The organism is Streptomyces sp. NPDC018947 (genome assembly GCF_044390505.1).
In the GTDB taxonomy this organism is placed as follows: domain Bacteria; phylum Actinomycetota; class Actinomycetes; order Streptomycetales; family Streptomycetaceae; genus Streptomyces.
In genome coordinates this window covers 5,768-32,027 of sequence record NZ_JBIRZD010000021.1, presented here as the reverse complement: position 1 = coordinate 32,027, position 26,260 = coordinate 5,768, and the positions used below count along the sequence as shown (strand labels likewise).

3 protein-coding genes are annotated in these 26,260 nt (G+C 74.2%); all 3 read left to right on the top strand.

Features of this window, described 5'->3' with window-relative positions; genetic code table 11:
* The first annotated feature begins 7 nt into the window (after positions 1–7).
* Genes ACH499_RS31070 through ACH499_RS31060 form a run of 3 tightly spaced genes read left to right on the top strand, consistent with a single transcriptional unit; the run spans position 8 to position 26,260 of the window.
* Positions 8–1,750 (top strand): pyruvate dehydrogenase, encoded by a 1,743-nt coding sequence (locus ACH499_RS31070; protein WP_399020046.1) that lies wholly within the window; start codon positions 8–10, stop codon positions 1,748–1,750.
* Complete coding sequence (locus ACH499_RS31065; RefSeq protein WP_399020045.1) at positions 1,692–10,472, top strand: SDR family NAD(P)-dependent oxidoreductase; 8,781 nt, start codon at positions 1,692–1,694, stop codon at positions 10,470–10,472. Before ACH499_RS31070 ends, ACH499_RS31065 begins: the two co-directional genes overlap by 59 nt.
* On the top strand, positions 10,469–26,260 hold the full coding sequence (locus tag ACH499_RS31060) for a type I polyketide synthase (RefSeq protein ID WP_399020042.1): 15,792 nt from the start codon (positions 10,469–10,471) through the stop codon (positions 26,258–26,260). The genes ACH499_RS31065 and ACH499_RS31060 overlap by 4 nt, the downstream gene beginning before the upstream one ends.

The window sequence follows — 26,260 nt, the reverse complement described above, 5'->3', positions numbered from 1 at the left end:
TGGACCCATGGCCAAACAGAACGTCGCGGAACAGTTCGTCGACATCCTCACCCGTGCCGGAGTCAAACGCCTCTACGGAGTCGTCGGTGACAGCCTCAACCCGGTCGTGGACGCCGTGCGCCGGCACCCCGGCATCGACTGGGTGCACGTGCGGCACGAGGAGACCGCCGCCTTCGCCGCCGGCGCGGAGGCGCAGATCACCGGGAAGCTGGCGGCCTGCGCCGGCTCCTGCGGCCCCGGCAACCTCCACCTCATCAACGGGCTGTACGACGCCCACCGCTCCATGGCCCCCGTGCTCGCCCTCGCCTCGCAGATCCCCTCCAGCGAGATCGGCCTCGGCTACTTCCAGGAGACCCACCCCGAACAACTGTTCCGTGAGTGCAGCCACTACTGCGAACTGATCTCCAGCGCCAAGCAGATGCCCCGGCTGCTCGACACCGCCGTCCAGCACGCGATCGGCCGCTCCGGCGTCAGCGTCGTCGCGCTGCCCGGCGACATCGCCGGCGAGCCCGCTCCCGAGAAGGCGCCCGAGACGGCCCTGGTCACCTCCCGGCCCACCGTCCGCCCCGGCGACGAGGAGATCGACCGCCTGGTGCGGCTGGTCGACGACGCCGACAAGGTCACCCTGTTCTGCGGCAGCGGCACGGCCGGCGCGCACGCCGAGGTCATGGAGTTCGCCGGGAAGATCAAGTCCCCGGTGGGGCACGCGCTGCGCGGCAAGGAGTGGATCCAGTACGACAACCCGTACGACGTCGGCATGAGCGGTCTGCTCGGCTACGGCGCCGCCTACGAGGCCACCCACGAGTGCGACCTGCTGCTCCTGATCGGCACCGACTTCCCGTACAACGCCTTCCTCCCCGACGACGTGCGGATCGCCCAGATCGACGTCCGGCCCGAGAACCTCGGCCGGCGCTCCAAGCTGGACCTGGCGGTGTGGGGCGACGCGAAGGAGACCCTGCGCTGTCTGATCCCCCGGGTGCGGGAGAAGACGAACCGGCGCTTCCTCGACCGGATGCTGAAGAAGCACGCCGACGCGCTGGAGGGCGTCGTCAAGGCCTACACGCGCAAGGTCGACAAGCACGTCCCGATCCACCCCGAGTACGTGGCCGCGGTGCTCGACGAAGTGGCCGACGAAGACGCCGTGTTCACCGTCGACACCGGCATGTGCAACGTCTGGGCCGCCCGCTACATCACGCCCAACGGCCGCCGCCGCATCATCGGTTCCTTCTCGCACGGCTCGATGGCCAACGCGCTGCCCATGGCGATCGGCGCCCAGTTCACCGACCGGCACCGGCAGGTCGTCTCCATGTCCGGCGACGGCGGGTTCACCATGCTCATGGGCGACTTCCTCACCCTCGTCCAGCAGGACCTCCCGGTGAAGGTCGTCCTGTTCAACAACTCCTCACTCGGCATGGTGGAGTTGGAGATGCTGGTGGCGGGCCTGCCCTCGTACGGCGTGGCCAACCGCAACCCCGACTTCGCCGCCGTCGCCGAGGCGTGCGGTGCCTTCGGGATCCGGGTGGAGAAGCCGAAGGAACTGGCCGGAGCGCTGAAGGCCGCCTTCAAGCACAAGGGGCCCGCCCTGGTCGACGTGGTCACCGACCCCAACGCCCTGTCCATCCCGCCGAAGATCAGGGCCGACATGGTCACCGGCTTCGCCCTGTCCGCCTCGAAGATCGTCCTGGACGGCGGTGTGGGCCGGATGCTGCAGATGGCGCGCTCGAACCTGCGCAACGTGCCGCGCCCGTAAGCGGGGTGCGGCGGCGCCCGTACGGCGGGATCCGGTCGGAGGCGCCCCCGGCGTGGCCGGACATGGCGAAATGACGACGGCAGCCGTCAACGGCCCCAGGGCCGTCGTCGTCGCCGGAGACCCGGAAGCCCTGTCCGAACTGCTCGCCGCATGCGCCGAACGGCAGGTGTCCGCGCGCCGCATCGCCGTCGACTACGCCTCGCACTCCGCACAGGTCGAACCCGTCCGGGAACAGCTCGCCACCGCGCTCGCCGGGATCACACCGCGGCGGAGCGCCATCCCCTTCCACTCCACCGTCACCGGCACCGAGATCACCGACACCCGGACACTGGACGCCGACTACTGGTTCCGCAACCTCCGGCATACCGTCCGCTTCGCCGACGCCACCGGCGAACTGCTCGCCGCCGGTCACCGGAACTTCGTCGAGATCAGCCCCCACCCGGTCCTCACCCCCGGCCTCCAGGACACCGTCGCACACCACGGCGACGGAACCACGGCCGCGACCGTCACCGGCACCCTGCACCGCGACGACGGCGGCCTGGCCGACTTCCTGCGCTCCCTGGCACGCCTGCACGTGACCGGAACGCCCGTCCGCTGGGCCGCCGCACCCGACGGGACGGCCCCCACACCCCCCGTCGAGCTGCCCACCTACCCCTTCCGCCGGCAGCGCCACTGGCTGACACCCCCGGACACCGGGCCCGACGTGTCCGCGGCCGGCCTGGACACGACCGCGCACCCGCTGCTGCCCGCGGCCGTACCGCTGGCCGGCAGCGGCGGGGTCGCGCTGACCGGCACGCTCTCGCTCCAGACCCAGCCCTGGCTGGCCGACCACGCCGTCCAGGACACCGTCCTGCTGCCCGCCACGGCCTTCGTCGAGCTGGCCGTCCAGGCCGGCGACCGGACCGGCTGCCCGGACATCGAGGAACTGGTGCTCCAGGCCCCCCTCGTGCTGCCCACCGCCGGCGCCGTCCGCACCCAGGTGGTCGCCGGAGCCCCGGACGCCGACGGCCGACGGCCGGTCAGCATCCACACCGCGACCGGCGGCGATCAGCCCGAGTGGGTCTGCCACGCCCGAGGAACCCTCGCACCCGCCACCGGCGAACCCCTTCCGCAGCCGTCGAGTTCATGGCCGCCGGCCGGGGCACAAGCGGTCCCGGTGGACGAGGCCTACGCCCGCCTCGCCGAACTCGGCTTCGGTTACGGGCCCGCGTTCCGCGGCCTGCGCCGGCTCTGGCGGCTCGACGACGACCTGTTCTGCGACGTCGAACTGGACGGCACGCTCGCCCCGGACGCCGCCGCCTACGGGCTGCACCCCGCCCTGCTGGACGCCGCCCTGCACCCGCTCGTGTGGGCCGACGACCACCTCGCGCTGCCCTTCTCGTGGACCGGGGTGCGGCTGCGGGCGAGCGCCGCGACGGCGCTGCGCGTGCACCTGCGGCGGCGACCCGACGGCGGCACCCGCCTGACCGCGACCGACCCCGCCGGCGGGCCGGTGGCCGACGTGGACGCGCTGACGCTGCGCCCCGTCGACGGCGATCAGCTCGCCGCCCCGGCCGCGCGGCACGACCTGTACCTGGTCGACTGGACCACCCTCGCGGCGCCGGACCTCCCCCGGCCGGCCCGCGACCGGGCGGTCGTCGACCCCTCGCCGCACGGCGCCCACCCCCGGGGCGCCGACACCTACCCCGGGCTCGCCGAGCTGGCCCGCGCGGTGGACGGCGGCACGCCGGTTCCGGCGCTGGTCTCCTACCACCCCGGGCGGACCGGCGCCGGACCGGCACAGGGACCGGCGCGACCGGCCGCGACGCACGACCTGGTGACCGAGACGCTCGGTTTCCTCCAGGCGTGGCTGGCCGACGAGCGGTTCACGGACGTCCCGCTGGCCGTGATCACCCGCTCGGCGGTCCGCACCGGCCCCGCCGACGGCCCCCACGACCTCGCCGCGGCGGCGGTCTGGGGCCTGCTCCGGTCGGCACAGGCGGAATACCCCGGCCGGTTCCTGCTGCTCGACACCGACACCGACGCGGCCCCGGCCGACGAGGCGCTGGCCGCCGCGCTCGCCACCGGGGAGACCCAACTGGCGCTGCGCGCCGGTGAGATCCGTACGCCTCGACTCGTCCGCCGGCCCGCCGACGGTGGCGGTACGCCCACCGTCCCGGCACCGGGCGGCACCGTACTGATCACCGGCGGCACCGGCACCCTCGGCCGGCTGCTCGCCCGGCACCTGGTCACCCGGCACGGTGTGGACCGGCTGCTGCTGACCAGCCGGCAGGGGGCCGACGCGCCCGGAGCCGGGAGCCTGCGCGCCGAACTCACCGGCCTGGGCGCCCACGTCACCCTCGCCGCGTGCGACACCGCCGACCGCGACGCCCTCGCCGCGCTGCTCGCCGGCATCCCGGCCGAGCACCCGCTGACCGCGGTGTTCCACGCCGCCGGGCTGCTCGCCGACGCCACACTCCCCTCGCTCGACGAGAACCACGCCCGGGCGGTCCTGCGCCCGAAGGTGGACGCCGCCTGGCACCTGCACGACCTGACCCGGCACCTCGATCTCAACGCCTTCGTCCTGTTCTCCTCGGTGATGGCCACGATCGGCGGCCCGGGACAGGCCAACTACGCGGCGGCCAACGCCTACCTGGACGCCCTCGCGCAGCACCGCCGCGCCGACGGCCTGCCCGCGCTCTCCCTCGGCTGGGGACCATGGGCGCAGGCCAGCGGCATGACCGGCCACCTCGGCCGCGCCGACCTGGCCCGGCTGGAGCGGGCCGGTCTGCGCTCGCTGCCCACAGCGGAAGCACTTCTCCTGCTGGACGCCGCACTGGCCGGTGACGACGCCCACGTCGTGCCGGTGAAGATCGACCCGGCCCGGCTGCCCGCGACCGGGATGCTGCGCGCCCTCGCCGCCGCGCCTTCCCGGCGCACCGCCGCGGCCGCCTCGCCGGGCACGACGGAAGCGCCGGACGGCGACCTCCGGGCGCGGCTTGAGGCGCTGCCGGGCACCGAGCGCGCCACCGTCCTGCTCGAACTGGTCCGCAGCCACACCGCGGTCGTCCTCGGCCACACCTCCCCGGCGGACGTCGACACGGACCAGTCGTTCAAGGACGCCGGGTTCGACTCCCTCACCTCGGTCGAACTGCGCAACCGCCTGGGCACGGCGACCGGACTGAGGCTCCCGGTGACGTTGCTGTTCGACCACCCCAGCCCGGCCGCCGTCGCCGGCCTGCTGCACGAGCTGCTGTTCCCGGCCGACGGACAGCACGGCACCGGCACGACGCCCCCGGCCGACACGGTGGCCGCGACCGCCGAACCGATCGCCGTCGTGGGGATCGGCTGCCGTTTCCCCGGCGGCGTGGGTTCCCCCGACGACCTGTGGCGCATGGTGGCCGACGGCGTGGACGGCGTGGGACCGTTCCCCGCCGACCGGGGATGGGACTTCGGGCAGCTCTACGACGCCGACGCGGAACGCCCCGGCCACAGCTACGTCCGCCAGGGCGGATTCCTGCACGACGCCGCCGAGTTCGACGCCGAGTTCTTCGGCATCAGCCCGCGCGAGGCGCTGGCGACGGACCCGCAGCAGCGGCTGCTGCTGGAGGTGGCCTGGGAGACGCTGGAGCACGCCGGCGTCGATCCGGCGGGGCTCCGGGGCAGCCGCACGGGTGTGTTCGCCGGACTCATGTACCACGACTACGGGTCGCGGTTGAGCACGGTGCCGTCGGAGCTGGAGGGCTATCTCGGCAACGGCAGCGCGGGCAGCGTGGCGTCGGGCCGGGTGGCCTACACCTTCGGCTTCGAGGGCCCGGCGGTGACGGTGGACACCGCCTGCTCGTCGTCGCTGGTGGCGCTGCACATGGCCGCGCAGGCGCTGCGCTCCGGTGAGTGCTCCATGGCGCTGGCCGGCGGCGTGTCCGTGATGTCGACGCCGCAGACCTTCGTGGAGTTCAGCCGGCAGCGGGGCCTGTCGGCCGACGGGCGGTGCAAGGCGTTCTCGGCGGCGGCGGACGGGTTCGGTCCCGCCGAGGGCGTCGGTCTGGTGCTGCTGGAGAAGTTGTCCGACGCGGTGGCCAACGGTCACCGGGTGCTGGCCGTGGTGCGGGGTTCGGCGGTCAATCAGGACGGTGCGTCGAACGGTCTGACGGCGCCGAACGGTCCGTCGCAGCAGCGGGTGATCCGGCAGGCGCTGGCGAACGCCGGTCTGTCGGCTGCTGACGTGGACGCCGTCGAGGCGCATGGCACGGGTACGACGCTGGGCGACCCGATCGAGGCGCAGGCGCTGCTGGCCACGTACGGGCAGGACCGGCCGGAGGACCGTCCGCTGTGGCTGGGCTCGGTGAAGTCGAACATCGGGCACACGCAGGCGGCTGCGGGCGTGGCCGGGGTGATCAAGATGGTGATGGCCATGCGGCACGGCCAACTGCCGGTGACCCTGCACGTGGACGAGCCGTCGCCGCACGTGGACTGGTCCGCGGGGGACGTGCGCCTGCTGACGGAGCCGGTGGCCTGGCCGGGTGAGGGGCGGGTACGGCGGGCAGGCGTGTCCTCGTTCGGGGTCAGCGGCACCAACGCCCACGTGATCCTGGAGGAGGCGCCCGCGGTCGCGCCCGTCCCAGCGCCCGCGATGGACCTGCCCGGTCCCGTGCCGTGGGTCGTGTCGGGACGCGACGCGGCGGGCGTACGGGGCCAGGCGGCACGGCTCGCGGAGTTCGCGCGGGGACAGCGGGCCGCGGGCCCGACCGGCCGTGAGTGGATCGCGGGTGTCGCGGTGGGGCTGGCCGGACGGGCCGCTCTGGAGCAGCGGGCCGTGGTGGTCGGCGCGGACGTGGAGGAACTCCTGGCGGGCCTCGACGAGCTGGCCGCGGCCGAGCAGTCGCCGCCGGCCACGGCGGACCCCGGAATCGTCTTCGTCTTCCCGGGTCAGGGTGGTCAGTGGGTGGGGATGGGCCGTGAACTGTTGGGTTCGTGGCCGGTGTTCGCCGAGCGGATGGCTGTGTGCGAGGGGGCGTTGGCGCCGTTCGTGGACTGGTCGTTGGTCGAGGTTTTGACCGGTTCGGATGAGGCGTGGGTGGGCCGGGTGGATGTGGTCCAGCCGGTGTTGTGGGCGGTGATGGTGTCGCTGGCGGAGGTCTGGCGTGCGGTGGGTGTGGTGCCGGACGCGGTGGTGGGTCATTCGCAGGGTGAGATCGCGGCCGCGGTGGTGGCGGGCCGGTTGAGTGTCGAGGACGGTGCCCGGGTCGTCGCGCTGCGTTCGCGTGCGCTGCGGGAGCTGTCCGGCCGGGGCGCGATGGCCTCGATCGCCCTGGACCCCGAGAAGGCGGAGGCGTACCTGCCTTCGGGCGTCACGGTGGCGTCGGTGAACTCGCCCGGACAGGTCGTGGTGAGCGGTCCGCCGGACGACGTGGCCGCCCTCTGCGCGCAGTTGGACGAGCAGGGAGTGCGGGCCCGGCGCATCGAGGTGGACTACGCCTCGCACCACGCCCAGGTGGAGCGGATCGCGGAGGAACTGCGGGCCGGACTGGAGGGGTTGTCCTCGCACGGCGGCGACGTGCCGATGTGGTCCACTGTCACCGGCAGGACCGTGGGCGCCGCGGAACTGGACGCCGCGTACTGGTACCGGAACCTCCGTGAGCCGGTGCTGTTCGCCGACGTGGTGCGGCGGCTGGAGGAATCGGGGTGCCGGGCCTTCGTCGAGGTCGGCCCGCACCCGGTGCTGTCGCTGGCGATGGAGCAGACGGTCAGTGACGGCCGGGTGCTGCACACGCTGCGCCGGGACCGGCCGGAGGCGGCACAGCTCCTCGCCAGCCTGGGCGCTGCCTGGACGGCCGGTGTGCCGGTGGCGTGGCGGGAGCTGCTGCCCGCGGCGCGGCCGGTGACGCTGCCCACGTACGCCTTCCAGCGGCGGCGCTACTGGCTGGACGCGCCCCCCTCGGCGCAGACGGATGCCACCCCGGCCGGTCTGACGCCGACGGACCACCCGCTGCTGAACGCGGTGGCCGTCCTGCCCGGCGACGACGCCCGGCTGTTCCTCGGCCGGCTCGCTCCGCACACCCACGGGTGGCTGCGGGAGTACATGACGTCCGGGTCCGTGGTCGTACCGCCCGCCGTCGTCGTGGAGACGGCCCTGCACGCCGGCCGGAGTGTGGGCTGTCCCCGGCTGGCCGACCTCACGATCACCGCACCGCTGGCGTTCCCGGCGGACGAGGCGGTCCAGGTCCAGATGGTCGTCGGCGGACCGGACGACGAGGGAAGCCGGCAGGTGGACCTCTACTCCCGGCCGGCCGACGACACGGACGCCGACTGGCGCGGCCACGCCACCGGTCTCCTCGCCCCGCACCCGGGCGACCGGCCGGCACCCGCACGCACGCCCTGGCCCCCGGCCGACGCGGAACCGATGGCCGAGGACGCCGTACGCCGGGCCCTCACCGAGGGTGGATACGACACCGAGGATGTTCTCGCCCGGCTGGGGCGGCTCTGGCGGACCGGCGACGACGTGCTGGCGGAAGGGCGGATACCGGCGGGGGAGGAGCTTGCCACCGCCCGGTTCACACACGCCCTGCTGCAAGCCGTCGGCGCGACGACGATGGACGCCACCTCCGAGCCACGGCTGGCCACCCGCTGGCGCGACCTCGTGGAAGAGCATCCCGGCTTCACCGGAGACATCCGCGTCCGGGTGACCCCGACCGGCCCCGACACGCTGGCCCTGCGCCTGGCGGGCACCGACGGCGCGCCGGTGGCCGGCGTGGGCGAGCTGACCCTGCGGCCGCCGACCGCCGCGCAGGCGCGCGCCTGGCGGCAGGGAACGCTCCGGCCCCTGCACCGCCTGGTCTGGGAAGCACGCGCAGTGCCCTCCCAGCCCTCCGCACCCGGCCGTTACGCCGTGGTGGGCGGGGGAGAGGACCACCTGTTCGAGACACTGCGTCGCCAGGGCGCCGACGTCCGCCGGTACGCGGAGCCGGCCGAGGCGACCGGAACGGAGACCGTCCTCGTCCCGGTCGGGCCTGCCGGTGCGCCCACGCCGGGCGAGACGCACACGGCGGTGACCCGCCTCCTGAAGACCCTCCAGGCATGGCTGGCGGACGAACGGTTCGCCGCCGGCCGCCTGGTGCTGCTGACCCGGTCCGCGGTGGCCACCGACGGCGGTGACGTGGCGGACCTGACCGGTGCCGCCGTCTGGGGCCTCGCCCGGTCGGTGCAGGCCGAACACCCGGGCCGACTGGTCGTGGTGGACATCGACGAGCGCGAGGAGTCGGTGCGCGCGCTGCCCGCCGTGCTGGCCGCCGGACAGCCCCAGGCGGCGCTGAGGTCCGGTGCGCTGTCCGTCCCCCGGCTGCGCCCCGTCCCACGCCGGAAGGCCGACGAGGCACCGCTGCTCGACAACTCCGGAACCGTGCTCGTCACCGGGGCCACCGGCACCCTCGGCGGTCTGGTGGCGCGGCACCTGGTCCGCGAGCACCGGGTCCGTCGGCTGCTGCTCCTCGGCCGCCGGGGCGCCACCGCGCCGGGCATGCCCGAGCTGGTCGCCGAACTGACCGATGCCGGGGCGGACGTGACCGTGGAGAGCTGCGACGTCGGCGACCGCGACGCGCTGGCCGCGGTGCTCGGGACGGTGCCCGAGGAACATCCGCTCACCGCGGTGATCCACGCGGCCGGGGTGCTCGACGACGGGACGGTCACCTCGCTGACCCGCGACCGGATCACCACCGTGTTCCGCCCCAAGGCCGACGCCGCGTGGCATCTGCACGAGCTGACCCGCGACCAGACCGCCCTGCGGACCTTCGTGCTGTTCTCCTCGGCGGCGTCCACGCTCGGCTCCGCCGGACAGGGCAACTACGCCGCGGCGAACGCGTTCCTCGACGGACTGGCCCACCGACGCCGGGCAGAGGGCCTGCCCGCCACCTCGGTCGCCTGGGGGCTGTGGGCGGAACGCAGCTCGATGACGGAGCACTTGGGCGAGAAGGACGTGCGCCGCATCCTCCGCGAGGGGACCGCCGAGATGTCCAGCGCCGAGGGGCTCGCACTGTTCGACGCCGCCCTGTCGGCCGACCTGCCGCTCACCGTCGCAGGCGTCGACACGACCCGCCGGGCCGCCGCGGATCCGCCCGCCGTGCTGTGGGAGACGAACGGCGCCGCCCCGCGACCTGCCGCCGGAGACGGCCCGGAAACCGAGCCGTTCGCACGGCGACTGGCCGGTCTGCCGGAGCCAGAACGCGAGGAAGCCGTACTCACCCTGGTCCGGCGCACGGTCGCCGACGTACTCACCCACGCCGACGCCGAACACGTCGACCCGGACCGCGCGTTCAAGGAACTCGGCTTCGACTCGCTGACCGCCGTGGAACTGCGCAACCGGCTGGCCACCGCCATCGGGCACAGGCTGTCGCCGTCGCTGGTCTTCGACTACCCCACCCCGCGGGCCCTCGCCACCCACCTGCGCACCGAGGTGCTCGGCTCCGCCGCCACCGACCCGGTGTTCGCACACCTCGCCGAACTGCACACCACCCTGTCGTCCCTGGAGGCCGACGAGGTGGTCCGCGACAGGCTGGTCGCCCGGCTCCAGGGGCTCGTGGCCGTACTGACCGGCACCGCGGAGCAACGGGACCGGCCACAGGAACCGGAAACCGACGACGACAGCGACATCGAGGCCGCCACCGCGGACGAGGTGTTCGCGATTCTCGATCAGGAATTCGACGACTCGGAGGCACCCTCCGGGCCGCAGGGAGGCACTGCACGGTGACCGAGGACGCGAAGCTCCTTGACTACCTCAAGCGCGCCACATCGGAACTGCGCCAGACACGACGGCAGTTGCGCGAGGCCGAGGCGCGCGGCCGCGAACCCCTGGCGATCGTGGCCATGAGCTGCCGGTTCCCCGGTGGCGTGGAGTCGCCCGAGGACCTGTGGGACCTGATCGCCGCCGGCGGCGACGCCGTCGCGGACTTCCCGACGGACCGTGGCTGGGACCTCGATGCGCTGTACGACCCCGACCCCGAGCGGAGCGGCACGTCGTACGTCCGTGAGGGCGGTTTCCTCCCCGACGCGGGCGACTTCGACGCCGAGTTGTTCGGCATCAGCCCGCGCGAGGCGCTGGCGATGGACCCGCAACAGCGGCTGCTGCTGGAGACGTCGTGGCAGCTCTTCGAACGCGCCGGCCTCGACCCGCACGGTCTGGCCGGCAGCCGGGTCGGCGTGTTCGTCGGCACCAATGGACAGGACTACGCCCAACGGTTCCCCGTCGTCCCGGAGGAGATCGAGGGCTACGCCCTGACCGGGAACGCGGCGAGCGTGGCGTCGGGCCGGGTGGCCTACGCGTTCGGGCTGGAGGGCCCGGCGGTGACGGTGGACACGGCGTGCTCGTCGTCGCTGGTGGCGCTGCACATGGCCGCGCAGGCGCTGCGCTCGGGTGAGTGCTCCATGGCGCTGGCCGGCGGGGTGTCCGTGATGTCGACGCCCCGGACGTTCGTGGAGTTCAGCCGACAGCGGGGTTTGGCTCCCGACGGGCGGTGCAAGGCGTTCGCGGCTGCGGCGGACGGCACGGGCTGGGGTGAGGGCGTCGGTCTGGTGCTGCTGGAGAAGTTGTCCGATGCGGTGGCCAATGGTCATCGGGTGCTGGCCGTGGTGCGGGGTTCGGCGGTCAATCAGGACGGTGCGTCGAACGGTCTGACGGCGCCGAACGGTCCGTCGCAGCAGCGGGTGATCCGTCAGGCGTTGGCGAACGCCGGTCTGGGCGCCGGTGAGGTGGATGTCGTCGAGGCGCATGGCACGGGTACGACTTTGGGTGACCCGATCGAGGCGCAGGCGCTGCTGGCGACGTACGGGCAGGACCGGCCGGAGGACCGTCCGCTGTGGCTGGGCTCGGTGAAGTCGAACATCGGGCACACCCAGGCCGCCGCGGGCGTGGCCGGGGTCATCAAGATGGTGATGGCCATGCGGCACGGGCAGCTACCCGTGACCCTGCATGTCGATGAGCCGTCGCCGCACGTGGACTGGTCCGTGGGTGAGGTGCGTCTGCTGACGGAGCCGGTGGCGTGGCCGGGTGAGGGGCGGGTGCGTCGGGCGGGGGTCTCCTCGTTCGGCGTGAGCGGTACGAACGCGCACGTGATCCTGGAGGAGCCGCCTGCGGTGGAGGTCGTTGACCTCTCACCGGTGGAGGTGCCGGGTCCGGTGCCGTGGTTGGTGTCGGGCCGGGGTGATGCCGGTCTGCGGGGGCAGGCTGCGCGACTGGCGGGCTTTGTACGCGAGCGGCAGGCGGCCGGTGCCGTTGACGGTGACTGGCTTGCCGGAGCGGCTGCGGGGCTGGTGCGCCGGGCTCGGCTGGACGCACGCGCCGTGATGGTGGGCTCCGGTGCGGAGGGGCTGACTGCGGGGCTTGATGCGCTGGCCGAGGGCGTCTCGGCTGAGGGGCTGGTGACGGGGTCGCCGGTGGTGGGGAAGACGGCGGTGTTGTTCACCGGGCAGGGTTCCCAGTTCGCGGGGATGGGCGCGCAGCTCTACGAGCGGTTCGTGTCGTTCGCCGGTGTGGTGGACGAAGTCTGTGCAGTCGCCGATGAGTTGTTACCCGAACCGCTGCGTCCGGTGTTGTTCGGTGAGGGCGGTCGGGGCGGTCTGCTCGACCGGACGGTGTTTGCTCAGGTGGGGTTGGTGGCGCTGGAGGTGGGGCTCTGGCGGGTCCTGGCTGAGAGTGGTGTCCGGGCGGATGTGCTGGTGGGGCATTCGGTCGGTGAGATCAGTGCTGCTGTCGCCTCGGGTGTTCTGAGCTTGAGCGATGCCGTTCGGTTGGCGTGTGTGCGCGGCACGTTGATGCAGGGGCTCGCGGGTGACGGGGTGATGGTCTCGGTGGCCGCCCCTGGGGAGGAGATCCGGGAGCGGATCGAGGGCCTTGCGGGTGTGTGGGTGGCTGCGGTGAACGCGCCGGAGTCGGTGGTGCTGGCCGGTGAGGCGGACGCGGTGCGCGGCCTGGTCGGGAAGCTGGACGCCGAGGGGGTGCGGACGCGGTGGCTGCCGGTGAGTCACGCTTTCCACACCCCTCTCATGGATCCGATGTTGGAGGACTTCGCTGCTGCGATCGCGGGTGTGGAGGTTGCTGAGCCCCGTATCCCGATCGTCTCGACGGTGAGTGGGGACCTTGCCGACACAGACTTCGGTAGTGCCGAGTACTGGGTGGAGCACGTACGGAAGCCCGTGCGTTTCGCCGACGCGGTGGACAAGGCGCGGGAGTTGGGTGCGCGGATCTGGGCGGAGGTCGGCCCACAGCCTGCCCTCTCCGCCGCGATGGGCGAGCGTGAGGGCGAGGCGGTGGCGAGCTTCATGCGGCGTGACCGTGACCAGGTCACCGGCCTGCTGACCGGACTGGCCCGCCTCCACGTGCACGGTGTCGAGGTGGACTGGGACCGTTGGGTTCCTCCCACGCGAGAGCCGGTGGAGGTGCCGACGTACGCCTTCCAGCGGCGCCGTTACTGGCTGGAGGCGCCCGCGTCACCCGTAACAGGGCCGGTCGCCGATCCCGTTACGGCGGAGTTCTGGGAGGCGGTGGAGCGCAACGACCTGCAAGCCCTGGGGCTGGACGACGACACGGCCTCCGACGCCGTCCTCCCGGCACTGGCGGCCTGGCGGCGTGGTCATCAGGAGCGGCAGACCCTCGCCGGCTGGCGTTATCACGTCACCTGGAAGCCCCTACCGGATACCTCGACCCCCGCGACCCTCACCGGCACCTGGCTGGTCGTCGGTCATGACGACGGTGCGCCGGAACCGCTGGCCGCCATGGTCCAGAGCTGCGGGGCCGGGGCGGAGGTCCTGACCGTCGAGCCGGGCATCGGGCGGGACGCGCTCGCCGACCGGTTGCGTGAGGTCTCCACGAACACCTCGTCCCTCTCCGGTGTGCTGTCCGCCCTGGCCCTCACCGACGGAGCCGCACCCGGGGACTGGACCGTGACGGCCGACACCCTGGCGCTGGTGCAGGCGCTTGGCGACGTCGGGGTGAACGCGCCGCTGTGGTGCCTCACCAGCGGCGCGGTCGGCACCGACGGCGACGATCCGGTACGCGTTCCCGAGGCCGCCGCGATCTGGGGTCTGGGCCGGGCCGCGGCCCTGGAACACCCCGACCGCTGGGGCGGGCTGATCGACCTGCCCGCCGACCCGGGCGCCTCGGCGTACCAGCGCCTCGGTGCGGTGCTGGCCCGCGCCACCGGTGAGGACCAGGTCGCCGTCCGCGCGACCAGGATGCTCGCCTGCCGTCTGCGCCGCGCCACGACCCCCGCGCACGGCGAGGCGGCGTGGTCACCGGGCGGCAGCACCCTGATCACCGGCGGCACCGGTGCCCTCGGCGGGCACGTGGCCCGCCGGCTGGCCGAGCGCGGCGCCGAGCACATCGTGCTGCTCAGCCGGCAGGGCCCGGACGCCCCCGGCGCCGACCGCCTCCGGCGGGACCTGGAGGCGCACGGCACCCGGGTCACCCTCCGCGCCTGCGACATCAGCCGCCGCGCCGAACTGGCCGAGGCGCTCGCCGCCGTGCCCGCCGCGTACCCCCTGACCACGGTGGTGCACGCCGCCGCCGTGCTGGACGACGCCCCGCTGTCGGCGCTGACCCCCGAGCGGCTGTCCTCGGTGCTGGACGCCAAGGCGACCTCCGCGCGGTACCTGGACGAGCTGACGCGTGACCTGTCCCCGGTCTCCTTGGTGCTGTTCTCCGCGTTCGGCGGGGTGCTCGGCAGCGCCGGGCAGGGCAACTACGCCGCAGCCAACGCCGTGCTGGACGCGCTCGCCGAGCAGCGCCGGGCCGCCGGGCTTCCCGCCACCGCGATCGCCTGGGGGGCCTGGGCCGGTGACGGCATGGCCGCGCGCTCCGCGGCCACCGTGCAGCGGCTACGGCGTACCGGTGTCCGGCCGATGGCCCCCGAACTCGCGCTCGCCGCGCTGGAACGCGCGCTGGGCACCGGCGAGTCCACCGTGCTGCTGGCGGACGTCGACTGGTCCCGGTTCACGCCCGCGTTCACCGCCGCACGGCCCAGCATGCTCCTCGCCGACCTGCCCGACGCACGCGGCGCCCTCACCCGGGACGGCGCGTCCCCCTCCGACGGCACGGGTCCCGTCCTGCCGGAGACGGCGCGGCGGCTGGCCGCCCTGCCCGGCTCCGAACGGCACGCGGCCCTCCTCGACCTCGTCCGCGACCAGGTCGCGGCGGTCCTTGGACACGTCGATCCGACCGCCGTCGGATCCGAGCGCCCCTTCCGGGAGCTGGGCTTCGACTCGCTGACCGGTCTCGACCTGCGCAACCGGCTCACCGTCGCCACCGGCCTGTCGCTGCCGGCCACCCTGGTCTTCGACCATCCCACCGTCGGCCGGCTGACCGCGTACCTCGACGCCGGAGTGGGCGGGGCCGCCGGTGAACCGCAGGCGCAGGTGGACGGGGCCGCGCGGGCGGCGACCGCCCCGGACGCCGACGAGCCCATCGCGATCGTCGCGGCCGCCTGCCGGCTGCCCGGCGGGGTGCGCTCGCCCGAGGATCTGTGGACGCTGCTCGTGGACGGCGTCGACGCGATGAGCGAGTTCCCCACCGACCGCGGCTGGGACCTCCCCCGGCTGTACGCCCCCGACACGGACCGTCCGGGCACCTCGTACGTCCGGCACGGCGGATTCCTGTCGGACGTGGCCCAGTTCGACGCCGGCTTCTTCGGGATCAGTCCGCGGGAGGCGCTGGCGATGGACCCGCAGCAGCGGCTGCTCCTCGAAACGTCGTGGGAGGTGCTCGAACGCGCGGGGATCGACCCGTCGTCGCTGCGCGGCAGCCGCACCGGGGTCTTCGCCGGAACGAACGGCCAGGAGTACGCGGGCCTGCTCACCGGGGTCCCGGACGGCGAGGACTTCGCCGCCACCGGAAACGCGGCGAGTGTCCTGTCCGGGCGGGTGGCGTACACGCTCGGGCTGGAAGGCCCCGCCGTGACCGTGGACACCGCCTGCTCCTCCTCGCTGGTCGGCATCCACCTGGCCGGCCAGGCACTGCGTCGCGGGGAGTGCTCGCTCGCCCTGGCCGGCGGTGTCACCGTCATGAGCACCCCCGACGCGTTCGTCAGCTTCAGCCGTCAACGCGGACTGGCCCCGGACGGCCGCTGCAAGCCGTTCTCGGCACGGGCCGACGGCACCGCGTGGGGCGAGGGCGTGGCCGTCCTGCTGCTGGAACGGCTCTCCGACGCACGACGGAACGGCCACCCCGTTCTCGCCGTGGTCCGCGGCTCGGCGGTCAACCAGGACGGCGCGTCGAACGGGCTGACCGCGCCGAACGGTCCGTCGCAGCAGCGAGTGATCCGGTCGGCGCTGGCCGACGGCGCGCTGACGCCCGCGGACGTCGACGCCGTCGAGGCCCACGGCACGGGCACCGTGCTGGGCGATCCGATCGAGGCGCAGGCCCTGATCGCCGCGTACGGGGACCGGCCGGCGGACCGTCCGCTGCGGATCGGCTCGATCAAGTCGAACATCGGCCACACCCAGGCCGCCGCGGGTGCCGCCGGTGTGATCAAGATGGTGCTCGCGCTGCGGCACGGGCTGCTGCCGCGGACCCTGCACACAGAGGAGGCGTCCCCGCACGTCGACTGGTCGGCCGGCGAGGTGTCGCTGCTGACCGAGGCGGTGCCGTGGGACCGCGAGGACCGCCCACGCCGGGCCGGTGTCTCCTCGTTCGGTGTGAGCGGCACCAACGCGCACATCGTCATCGAGGAAGCCCCCGAACCCGCCGCGCCCGAGCCGCACCCCGGGGAGGCAGAGCCTGCGGGCACGCTGCCCGGGGAGGCGCTGCCGTTCCTGCTGTCCGCCCGCGACGACGCCACGGTGGCCGCCCAGGCCGCCCGGCTCCACGAGCACCTCACGGCCCGCCCGGACCTGACGCTGCCCGACGTCGCCCACGCGCTGGCCACCTCCCGCGCCGCTCTGGAACACCGGGCCGTGGTCCTGGCCCAGGACCGGGACGAGCTGCTCGGCACACTCACCGCGCTGGCCGACGGCGCCCCCGCGCCTGCCGCCCTGCGCGGCCTGGCCGACGAGGGCCGGGTCGCCGTGCTCTTCCCCGGACAGGGCAGCCAGAGCGCCGGCATGGGCCGCGCGCTGTACGGCCGGTACCCCGCCTTCGCCGCGTGCCTGGACGAGGTCTGCGCGGCCTTCGCCCCGGAACTGGAACGGCCCCTGCTGGACGTGCTCCACGCGGAGCCCGGCACCCCCGAGGCGAATCTGCTGGACCGGACCCACTACACCCAACCCGCCCTGTTCGCGGTGGAAGTGGCGCTCTACCGGCTGCTGGAGGGATGGGGCCTGCGTCCCGACTACCTGCTCGGCCACTCCATCGGCGAACTGGCCGCCGCACACGTCGCCGGGGTGCTCACCCTGCCCCAGGCGGCCCGGCTCGTCGCCGCCCGGGGCCGCCTCATGCAGGCGCTGCCGGACGGCGGCGCGATGCTCGCCGTGGCCGCGGCACCCGACGACCTGGCGCCGCTGCTCGACGGCCACCGGCACCGCATCGACGTCGCGGCGGTGAACGGACCCGCCGCCACCGTGCTCTCCGGCGACGAGGAAGCGGTCCGGAACGTCGCCGAGCGATGCGCCGAACGCGGCATCAAGAACCGGCGGCTGAACGTCAGCCACGCCTTCCACTCCAGCCGGATGGACGGCATGCTCGCCCCCTTCGGCGACCTCGTGAGCGAGCTGGACCTCGCCCCCGCACGGATCCCCGTCGTCTCCAACGTGACCGGCACCGCCCTCACCGCCGACGAGGCCACCGCGCCGGAGTACTGGGTGCGGCACGTGCGGGAGACCGTCCGCTTCCACGACGGCATCCGCTGGCTGCACTCCCGTGGCGTGACCGTCTTCGTCGAACTCGGCCCGGACGGCGTGCTGTCCGCGATGGGCGCCGGGTGCCTCCCCGACGCCGTGGACGAGGTGGCGTTCGTGCCGACGCTGCGCCCCTCCCGGCCGGAGCAGCGCGCCGTCACCGCCGCACTGGGTGAACTGCACGTACGAGGCGTCCGGTTGGACTGGCCGGAGATCGCGTCGGGCTGGGGCGGACGGCCCGTGGCCCTGCCGACCTACCCGTTCCGCCGGCGGCGATACTGGCCCGACGCCGCCCCCGCCCCGGTGGCTGCGGCCGACCCGGCGGACACCCGCTTCTGGACGGCGGTGGACCGGCAGGACATCGCGTCGCTCACCGGTGAGCTGGGCGTCGCCGAGACGGCTGCGCTGCCCGAGCTGCTGCCCGCGCTGGCCGCGTGGCGCGAGCGCCGTCACACCGAATCCGCCGTCCAGGAGTGGCGCTACCGGATCGGCTGGCGCCGGCTGACCGACCTGCCCCGGCCCCGCCGCGCCGGGGCCTGGATCGTCGTCGCGCCTCCCGCACCGCAGGCCGCGGCGGAGACGGCCGGCGTGCTCGCCGCACTGGCCCGCCGCGGCGCACGGGCCCATCTGCTCACCGTCGACCCGGACGGCGGCACCGACGCCGGTACGGCATTGCGCGACGCACTGGGCGCGGCGGACGCCCGGCCGGCCGGAGTCCTGTCCCTGCTCGCGCTCGACCGGCGGCCGCACCCGCACCGCCCGGAACTGACCGCGGGCCTCGCCGGAACCGTACGGCTGATCCAGACGCTCGCCGAGACCGAGACCGAGACCGAGACCGAGACCGAGACCGAGACCGAGACCGAGGCCGAGACCGAGACCGAGACCGAGACCGAGGCCGAGACCGAGACCGAGAGCGGGACCGAGACCGGGACCGGGCACGACCACGACCACGACCACGACCACGGGCACAAGGCCGAGTCGGGGGCCGGGACGGGCACCAGGCTGTGGTGCGTGACGCGCGGTGCGGCCGTCGCCGACCGGACCGCGACCGTCACCGACCCCGCCCAGGCCCAGGTCTGGGGCCTCGGCCGGGTCGCCGCCCTGGAGCACCCGCGGCAGTGGGGCGGGCTCGCCGATCTGCCCCCCGAGCCCGACGACACCGCGTACGACCGGCTCTGCGCCGTCGTCACCGGAGACACGGGTGAGGACCAGGTGGCGATCCGGCCCGCCGGCGTCCTCGGGCGGAGGCTGACCCGGGCCGCCGCCTCCACGACCGGTGGCTGGCAGCCCCGTGGAACGGTCCTCATCACCGGCGGCACCGGCGGGATCGGCGCGCACGTGGCCCGCCGGCTGGCCCGCAACGGGGCGGACCACCTGGTGCTCGTCAGCCGATCCGGCGCCGGGAGCCCCGAAGCCGCCTCTCTCGTGGCCGAGTTGGGATCGAAGGTGACGATCGCCGCGTGCGACGTGACCGACCGTCGCGCGGTCACCGACCTCGTCGCTCGCATGTCCGCCGACGGCCACACGATCCGCGCGGTGCTGCACGCCGCCGGGATCAGCCGCCACGCCTCCCTCGCGGACACCACACCGGACGAGATCGCGGACACCCTCGCCGCGAAGACCACCGGCGCCGCCGTACTGCACGAGGTGTTCGCCGGAACGGAACTGGACGCGTTCGTGCTCTTCTCGTCCATCGCGGGCGTCTGGGGCAGCGGCGGCCAGGCGGCGTACGCGGCGGCCAACGCCCACCTGGACGCCCTCGCCGAACACCGCCGGGCCCAGGGACTCCCGGCCACCTCCGTGGCGTGGGGTGCCTGGGCGGGCGTCGGCATGGCCACCGTCGGCGACGCCGCGGAGCAACTGCGCCGGCGCGGGATCACCGTGATGGACGCGGACCGCGCCGTCGTCGCCCTGCTCCAGGCCGTCGCCGGGGACGAGCCGCAGGTCACCGTCGCCGACGTGGACTGGGACCGGTTCGTCCCCCTCTTCACCGGCGCCCGTCCGAGCCCGCTCCTTGCCGAACTACCGGAAGCGACAAGGCAGTTCACCCGGGCGGACGACGACGAGCCCGTGCCCGTGACGGGCGAACTCGGCGGCCGGGTGGCCTCCCTGCCGGAGGCCGACGGCACGCGACTGCTGCTGGACCTCGTACGCGCCGAAGCCGCCGCGGTCCTCGGCCACGCCGACGCGGAGGAGGTCGACGCGGACCGCGCCTTCCGCAGCCTCGGCTTCGACTCGCTCACCTCGATCCAACTGCGCGACCGGCTGGCCGTAGCGACCGGTACGGCGCTGCCCGCGACCCTCGTGTTCGACCACCCCAATCCCGCCGTCCTCGCCGGGCATCTGCGCGACACGCTGCTGGGGCTGCGGACACGGCAGCCGCAGGACAGTCCGGTGCGATCCGCCGACAGCGACGACCCGATCGTCATCGTCGGGATGAGCTGCCGCTTCCCCGGCCGGGTGGAATCTCCGGAGGAGCTGTGGGACCTCGTCGCCTCCGGTGCCGACGCGATCTCGGGTTTCCCCGAGGACCGTGGCTGGGACCTGGACGCGCTGTACGACCCGGACCCCGAGCACAGCGGTACGTCCTACGCCCGCGAGGGCGGTTTCCTCGCCGACGCGGGCGAGTTCGACGCCGGCTTCTTCGGGATCAGTCCGCGTGAGGCGCTGGCGATGGACCCGCAGCAGCGGCTGCTCCTGGAGGTCACCTGGGAGGCGCTGGAACGCGCGCACATCGCCCCGGATTCGCTGCGCACCAGCCCCACCGGCGTGTTCATGGGCACCAGCGGGCAGGACTACATGTCCCTGCCGGGCGACGCGAGCAGCGAGGGCTACTTCCTCACCGGGAACGCGGCGAGCGTGGTCTCGGGCCGACTGGCGTACGTGTTCGGGCTGGAGGGCCCGGCGGTGACCGTGGACACGGCGTGCTCGTCGTCGCTGGTGGCGATGCACCTGGCGGCGCAGGCGCTGCGGGCCGGTGAGTGCTCGCTGGCGCTGGCCGGTGGTGTGACGGTGATGTCGACACCCGCCGCGTTCGTGGAGTTCAGCCGCCAGCGCGGTCTGGCCCCCGACGGCCGCTGCAAGCCGTTCGCGGCCGCGGCGGACGGCACGGGCTGGGCCGAGGGCGTCGGCGTACTGCTGCTGGAACGCCTGTCGGACGCTCGTCGCCAGGGCCATCGGGTGCTGGCCGTGGTGCGGGGTTCGGCGGTCAATCAGGACGGTGCCTCGAATGGCCTGACGGCGCCGAACGGTCCGTCGCAGCAGCGGGTGATCCGTCAGGCGTTGGCGAACGCCGGTCTGGGCGCAGGCGAGGTGGATGTCGTCGAGGCGCATGGCACGGGTACGACTTTGGGCGACCCGATCGAGGCGCAGGCGCTGCTGGCGACGTACGGGCAGGAGCGGCCGGAGGATCGCCCGCTCTGGCTGGGCTCGGTGAAGTCGAACATCGGGCACACGCAGGCCGCCGCGGGCGTGGCTGGTGTGATCAAGATGGTGATGGCGATGCGGCACGGACAGCTCCCCGGCACCCTGCACGTGGACGAGCCGTCGCCGCACGTCGACTGGTCCGCCGGTGACGTGCGACTGCTGACGGAGCCGGTGGTCTGGTCGGGTGGTGCTCGTCCGCGACGGGCGGGCGTGTCCTCGTTCGGGGTGAGCGGTACGAACGCGCACGTGATCCTGGAGGAGCCGCCTGCGGTGGAGGCCGTTGACCTCTCACCGGTCCAGGTGTTGGGTCCGGTGCCGTGGGTGGTGTCGGCGCGGGGGGCGGCGGGTCTGCGCGGTCAGGCGGCGCGGCTTGCGGAGTTCGTGCGTGGCCGTGGGGACGTGGATGTCGCGGGTGTGGCTGCGACCTTGCTGAATCGTGCGGTGTTGGAGGACCGTGCGGTGGTCGTGGGTGCGGATGTCGCGGAGCTGGTCCGGGGGCTTGATGCGCTGGCCGAGGGCGTCTCGTCTGAGGGGCTGGTGACGGGGTCGCCGGTGGTGGGGAAGACGGCGGTGTTGTTCACCGGGCAGGGGTCCCAGTTCGCGGGAATGGGCGCGCAGCTCTACGAGCGGTTCGCTTCGTTCGCCGGTGTGGTGGACGAAGTCTGTGCAGTCGCCGATGAGTTGTTGCCGGAGCCTCTGCGTCCGGTGTTGTTCGGTGAGGGCGGTCGGGGTGATCTGCTCGATCGGACGGTGTTTGCCCAGGTGGGGTTGGTGGCGCTGGAGGTGGGGCTCTGGCGGGTCCTGGCTGAGAGTGGTGTCCGGGCGGATGTGCTGGTGGGGCATTCGGTCGGTGAGATCAGTGCTGCTGTCGCCTCGGGTGTTCTGAGCTTGCGTGACGCGGTGCGGTTGGTTTGTGTGCGCGGCACGTTGATGCAGGGGCTCGCGGGTGACGGGGTGATGGTCTCGGTGGCCGCCCGCGTGGAGCAGGTCGAGGAGCGGATCGCTGGGCTCGCCGGTGTGTGGGTGGCCGCGGTGAACGCGCCGGAGTCGGTGGTGTTGGCCGGTGAGGCGGACGCGGTGCGCGGGGTGGTCGGGAAGCTGGATGCCGAGGGGGTGCGGACGCGGTGGCTGCCGGTGAGCCATGCTTTCCACACCCCTCTCATGGATCCGATGCTGGACGACTTCTCCGCCGCCCTCGCCGACCTCTCCTTCGGTCCTGCGGAGATCCCGATCGTCTCGACGGTGAGTGGGGACCTTGCCGACACAGACTTCGGTAGCGCCGAGTACTGGGTGGAGCACGTACGGAAGCCCGTGCGTTTCGCCGACGCGGTGGACACCGTCAGGGAGTTGGGCGCGCGAGTCTGGGCGGAGGTCGGCCCGCAGCCTGCCCTCTCCGCGGCCATGGCGGAGCGTGAGGGCGAGGCGGTGGCGAGCTTCATGCGGCGTGACCGTGACCAGGTCACCGGCCTGCTGACCGGTCTGGCCCGGCTTCACGTGCACGGTGTCGAGGTGGACTGGGACCGCTGGGTTCCTCCCACGCGAGAGCCGGTGGAGGTGCCGACGTACGCCTTCCAGCGCCGCCGCTACTGGGCGGCGGGTTCCGCGGGAGCCTCCCCGGGGTCGCTCAGCGGGGCGGGGCTGGCGGTCGCGGGTCACCGGCTGCTGGGCGCGCAGGTGTCGCTCGCCGACGGCGGTGTGGTGCTCACGGGCCGGCTGTCGGTCCCCACGCAGCCCTGGATCGCCGACCATGCCGTGTCCGGTGTGGTCGTGCTGCCGGGGACGGCGTTCGTCGACCTGGCGGTGCACGCCGGTCAGCAGGTGGACACCCCGCGGGTGCGGGAGCTGACTCTGCACGCGCCGCTGGTGCTGCCCGAGGACGGTCCGGGTGTGACGGTCCAGGTGGCGGTGGACGACCCCGACGAGCAAGGGCAGCGGACGGTCACCGTCCACTCCCGCCCGGACACCGGGGACGGTGACTGGACCCGGCACGCGACCGGCGCGCTCACCGCGGCCGAGCACGTCCCCGAGGCGGCCTGGGTCTGGCCGCCGGCGGCTGAGCCGGTCCCGGCGGAGGAGGTCTACGCGGGGCTGGCGGACGCCGGGTTCGACTACGGTCCGGTCTTCCAGGGGCTGAAGCAGGTCTGGGTGGACGGCGAGGACGTCTACGCCGAGGTCGTGCTGCCGGACGACCCTTCCGGCTTCGCGCTGCACCCGGCCCTGCTCGACGCCGCGCTGCACGCCCTCGCCGCCGCCGACGGCACGGGTGAGGGCGGGCTTCCGTTCGCGTTCACCGGCGTCACCGTGCATGCCACCGGTGCGCGGACGCTGCACGCCCGGCTGCGTCGCGGCGCCGACGGCGTCACCGTCGAGGCCGTCGACCCGACCGGACGCCCCGTCGTCACCGTCGATTCCCTCGCCTTCCGGCCGGTCGGCGAAGCGTCACTCGGTCCGGCGCGGGACGTCCCGCTGCGGATGCGCTGGGACCAGGTCGCCGTCGTCCCGGACGGGCTGCCGTCCGCTCCCGGGGACTACGCCCTGGTGTCGGCGGGCCACCACGCCGGCGTGGCGGACGTGGTGCGCGCCGTGGACGACGGCGCGACTCCTCCCGCCTGGGTGGTGCTGGACCTGCCGGACGGCGCCGCCGGGTCGGTGCCGGAGCGGGCTCACGCCGCGGCGGAGTGGCTGCTCCTCCAGGTACAGGGGTTCCTTGCCGCGCCCGCGCTCGCGGACGCCCGGATGTTGATCAGGACCACGGGCGCGGTCGTCACCGGCCCCGGCGACCGGAACGCGGACCCGGCCGTCGCGGCGGTCTGGGGCCTGGCGAGGTCGGCCGTCGCGGAGAACCCCGGCCGGATCCACCTGCTCGACACCGACACCGCCGACGTATCTGTCGGAGCTCTGCCGTCCGTGGTCCACGCAGCGGGACGTGAGCAAGTGGCCCTCCGCAAGGGCACGTTGCTGGCCCCGCGGCTGGTGCGGCTGGAGGACGACGTGCTGCCCGTCCCGGAGGGCGCGGACTGGCGGCTGGTTCCCGGTGGGCAGACGTTCGACGGGCTGCGCCTGGCCGCCGACCGGGCCGCTCCGGAAGCGCTCGCGCCGGGGCAGGTGCGGGTGGCGGTGCGCGCCGCCGGTCTGAACTTCCGCGACGTGATGGTCGCTCTCGGGATGTACCCGGGACGCGCCGCGCTGGGCGCGGAGGGCGCCGGCGTGGTGACCGAGGTGGGCCCGGACGTGACCTGGCCGGCCGTCGGCGACCGGGTGTTCGGCCTCATGCCGGAGTGCTTCGGGCCGAGCGCCGTGACGGACGCCCGGAGGCTCGCCGCCGTGCCGGAGGAGTGGTCGTTCACGGAGGCGGCCTCGGTGCCGATCGTGTTCCTGACCGCCTGGTACGCGCTGCGCGACCTGGCGGATCTGCGCCCCGGCGAACGGGTGCTGATCCACGCGGGCGCGGGCGGCGTGGGCATGGCGGCGATCCAGCTCGCACGGCACCTCGGCGCCGAGGTGTTCGCCACGGCCCACCCCGCCAAGTGGGGCACCCTGCGGGCGCTCGGCGTGGCCGAGGACCACATGGCCTCCTCCCGCGACCTCGGCTTCCGCGCCCGGTTCGCCGCGCGGACCGAGGGGCGCGGCGTCGATGTCGTACTGAACTCGCTGGCCGGTGAGTTCGTGGACGCCTCGCTCGCACTGCTGCCGCGCGGCGGACGGTTCGTCGAGATGGGCAAGACCGACGTCCGTACCGGGGACGAGGTCCCGGCCGGGGTGACGTACCGGACGTTCGACCTGGCCGACCCGGAGCCGGAACGCATCGGCGCCATGCTGTCGGAGATCCTCGCCCTGCTCCGGCGGGGCGCGCTGGACCTGCTGCCGATCACGACCTGGGACGTCCGCGAGGCCCCGGCCGCGTTCCGCCACCTCGGCCAGGCCAAGCACACCGGCAAACTGGTCCTGACCGTTCCCGCGCCGCTCGACCCGGCGGGCACCGTGCTCGTCACCGGCGGCACCGGCACCCTCGGGGCGCTCCTGGCCCGGCACCTGGTCGCCGAGTACGGCGTACGGCACCTGCTGCTGACCGGCCGCCGGGGACCGGCGGCGCCGGGGGCCCGTGAACTGGTCGACGAGCTGCGACGGTCGGGCGCCGAAGCACGCGTCGTGGCCTGCGACATGTCGCGCCGGGCCGAGGTCGCCGCCCTCCTCGACGGCGTCGACCCGGACCACCCGCTGACCGGTGTGCTGCACGCCGCCGGGGTGACCGACGACGCGGTCATCGGGTCGCTCACCCCGCAGCGGCTCGCCGCGGTGCTCGCCGCCAAGGCGGACTCGGCCTGGCACCTGCACGAGCTGACCCGCGGCGCCGACCTGGCGATGTTCACCCTGTTCTCCTCGGCCGCGGGCGTTCTCGGCGCACCCGGCCAGGGCAACTACGCCGCCGCGAACACGTTCCTCGACGCGCTCGCCGAACACCGCCGCGCCCGTGGCCTGCCCGCGCAGTCGCACTCCTGGGGCCTGTGGGCCCGGCGCAGCGGGATCAGCGGGCACCTCACCGAGGGCGATCTGGCACGTATCACCGCCTCCGGAATGGTGCCGCTGAGCACCGAGGCCGGCCTGCGCCTGTGGGACCGGGCCGGAGAACGGGCGGACCGGCCCCATCTGGTGCTGCTCCGACTGGACCCGAGGCGCCGCCCCACCCATCCGCTGCTGGCCGGACCGGCCGCACCCGAGCGCATCCCCAGGGCGCGCGGCGCGGCGGCCGTCGGACCCGCCGAGGCCCGCGGCCGGCTGGCCGCGCTGCCGGACGACGAGCGGCGCCGGGTGCTCCTCGGCCTGGTCCGCGAGCACGCCGCCGCCGCCCTGGGGCACGCCTCCGGGGAGACGGTGGAGGACGAACGCGCCTTCAAGGACCTGGGGTTCGACTCGCTGACCGGCATCGAGCTGCGCAACCGGCTCAACGCCGCCACCGGGGTGTCGCTGCGGCCCACCCTGGTCTTCGACCACCCCACACCGCGGCTGCTCGCCGAGCACCTCGACCGGCAGGTCACCGCCGGGAGGGCGGCACCCGCCACCGGTGGCGCGGACGCGTCCGAGGACGACCTCACCGAGGCCGACTTCCGCCGGATGCTGGCCGCCATCCCGTTCCGGACCCTCCGCGAGGCCGGTCTCACCGGCCCGCTGCTGCGGCTCGCCCGCGGCGACGACCGTCCGCCGTCCGGGCCGCGGCAGCGGCCGGCGGAGATCGACGCCATGGATGCCGACGATCTGGTCCGCATCGCCCTCGACACGTTCGAAGACTGA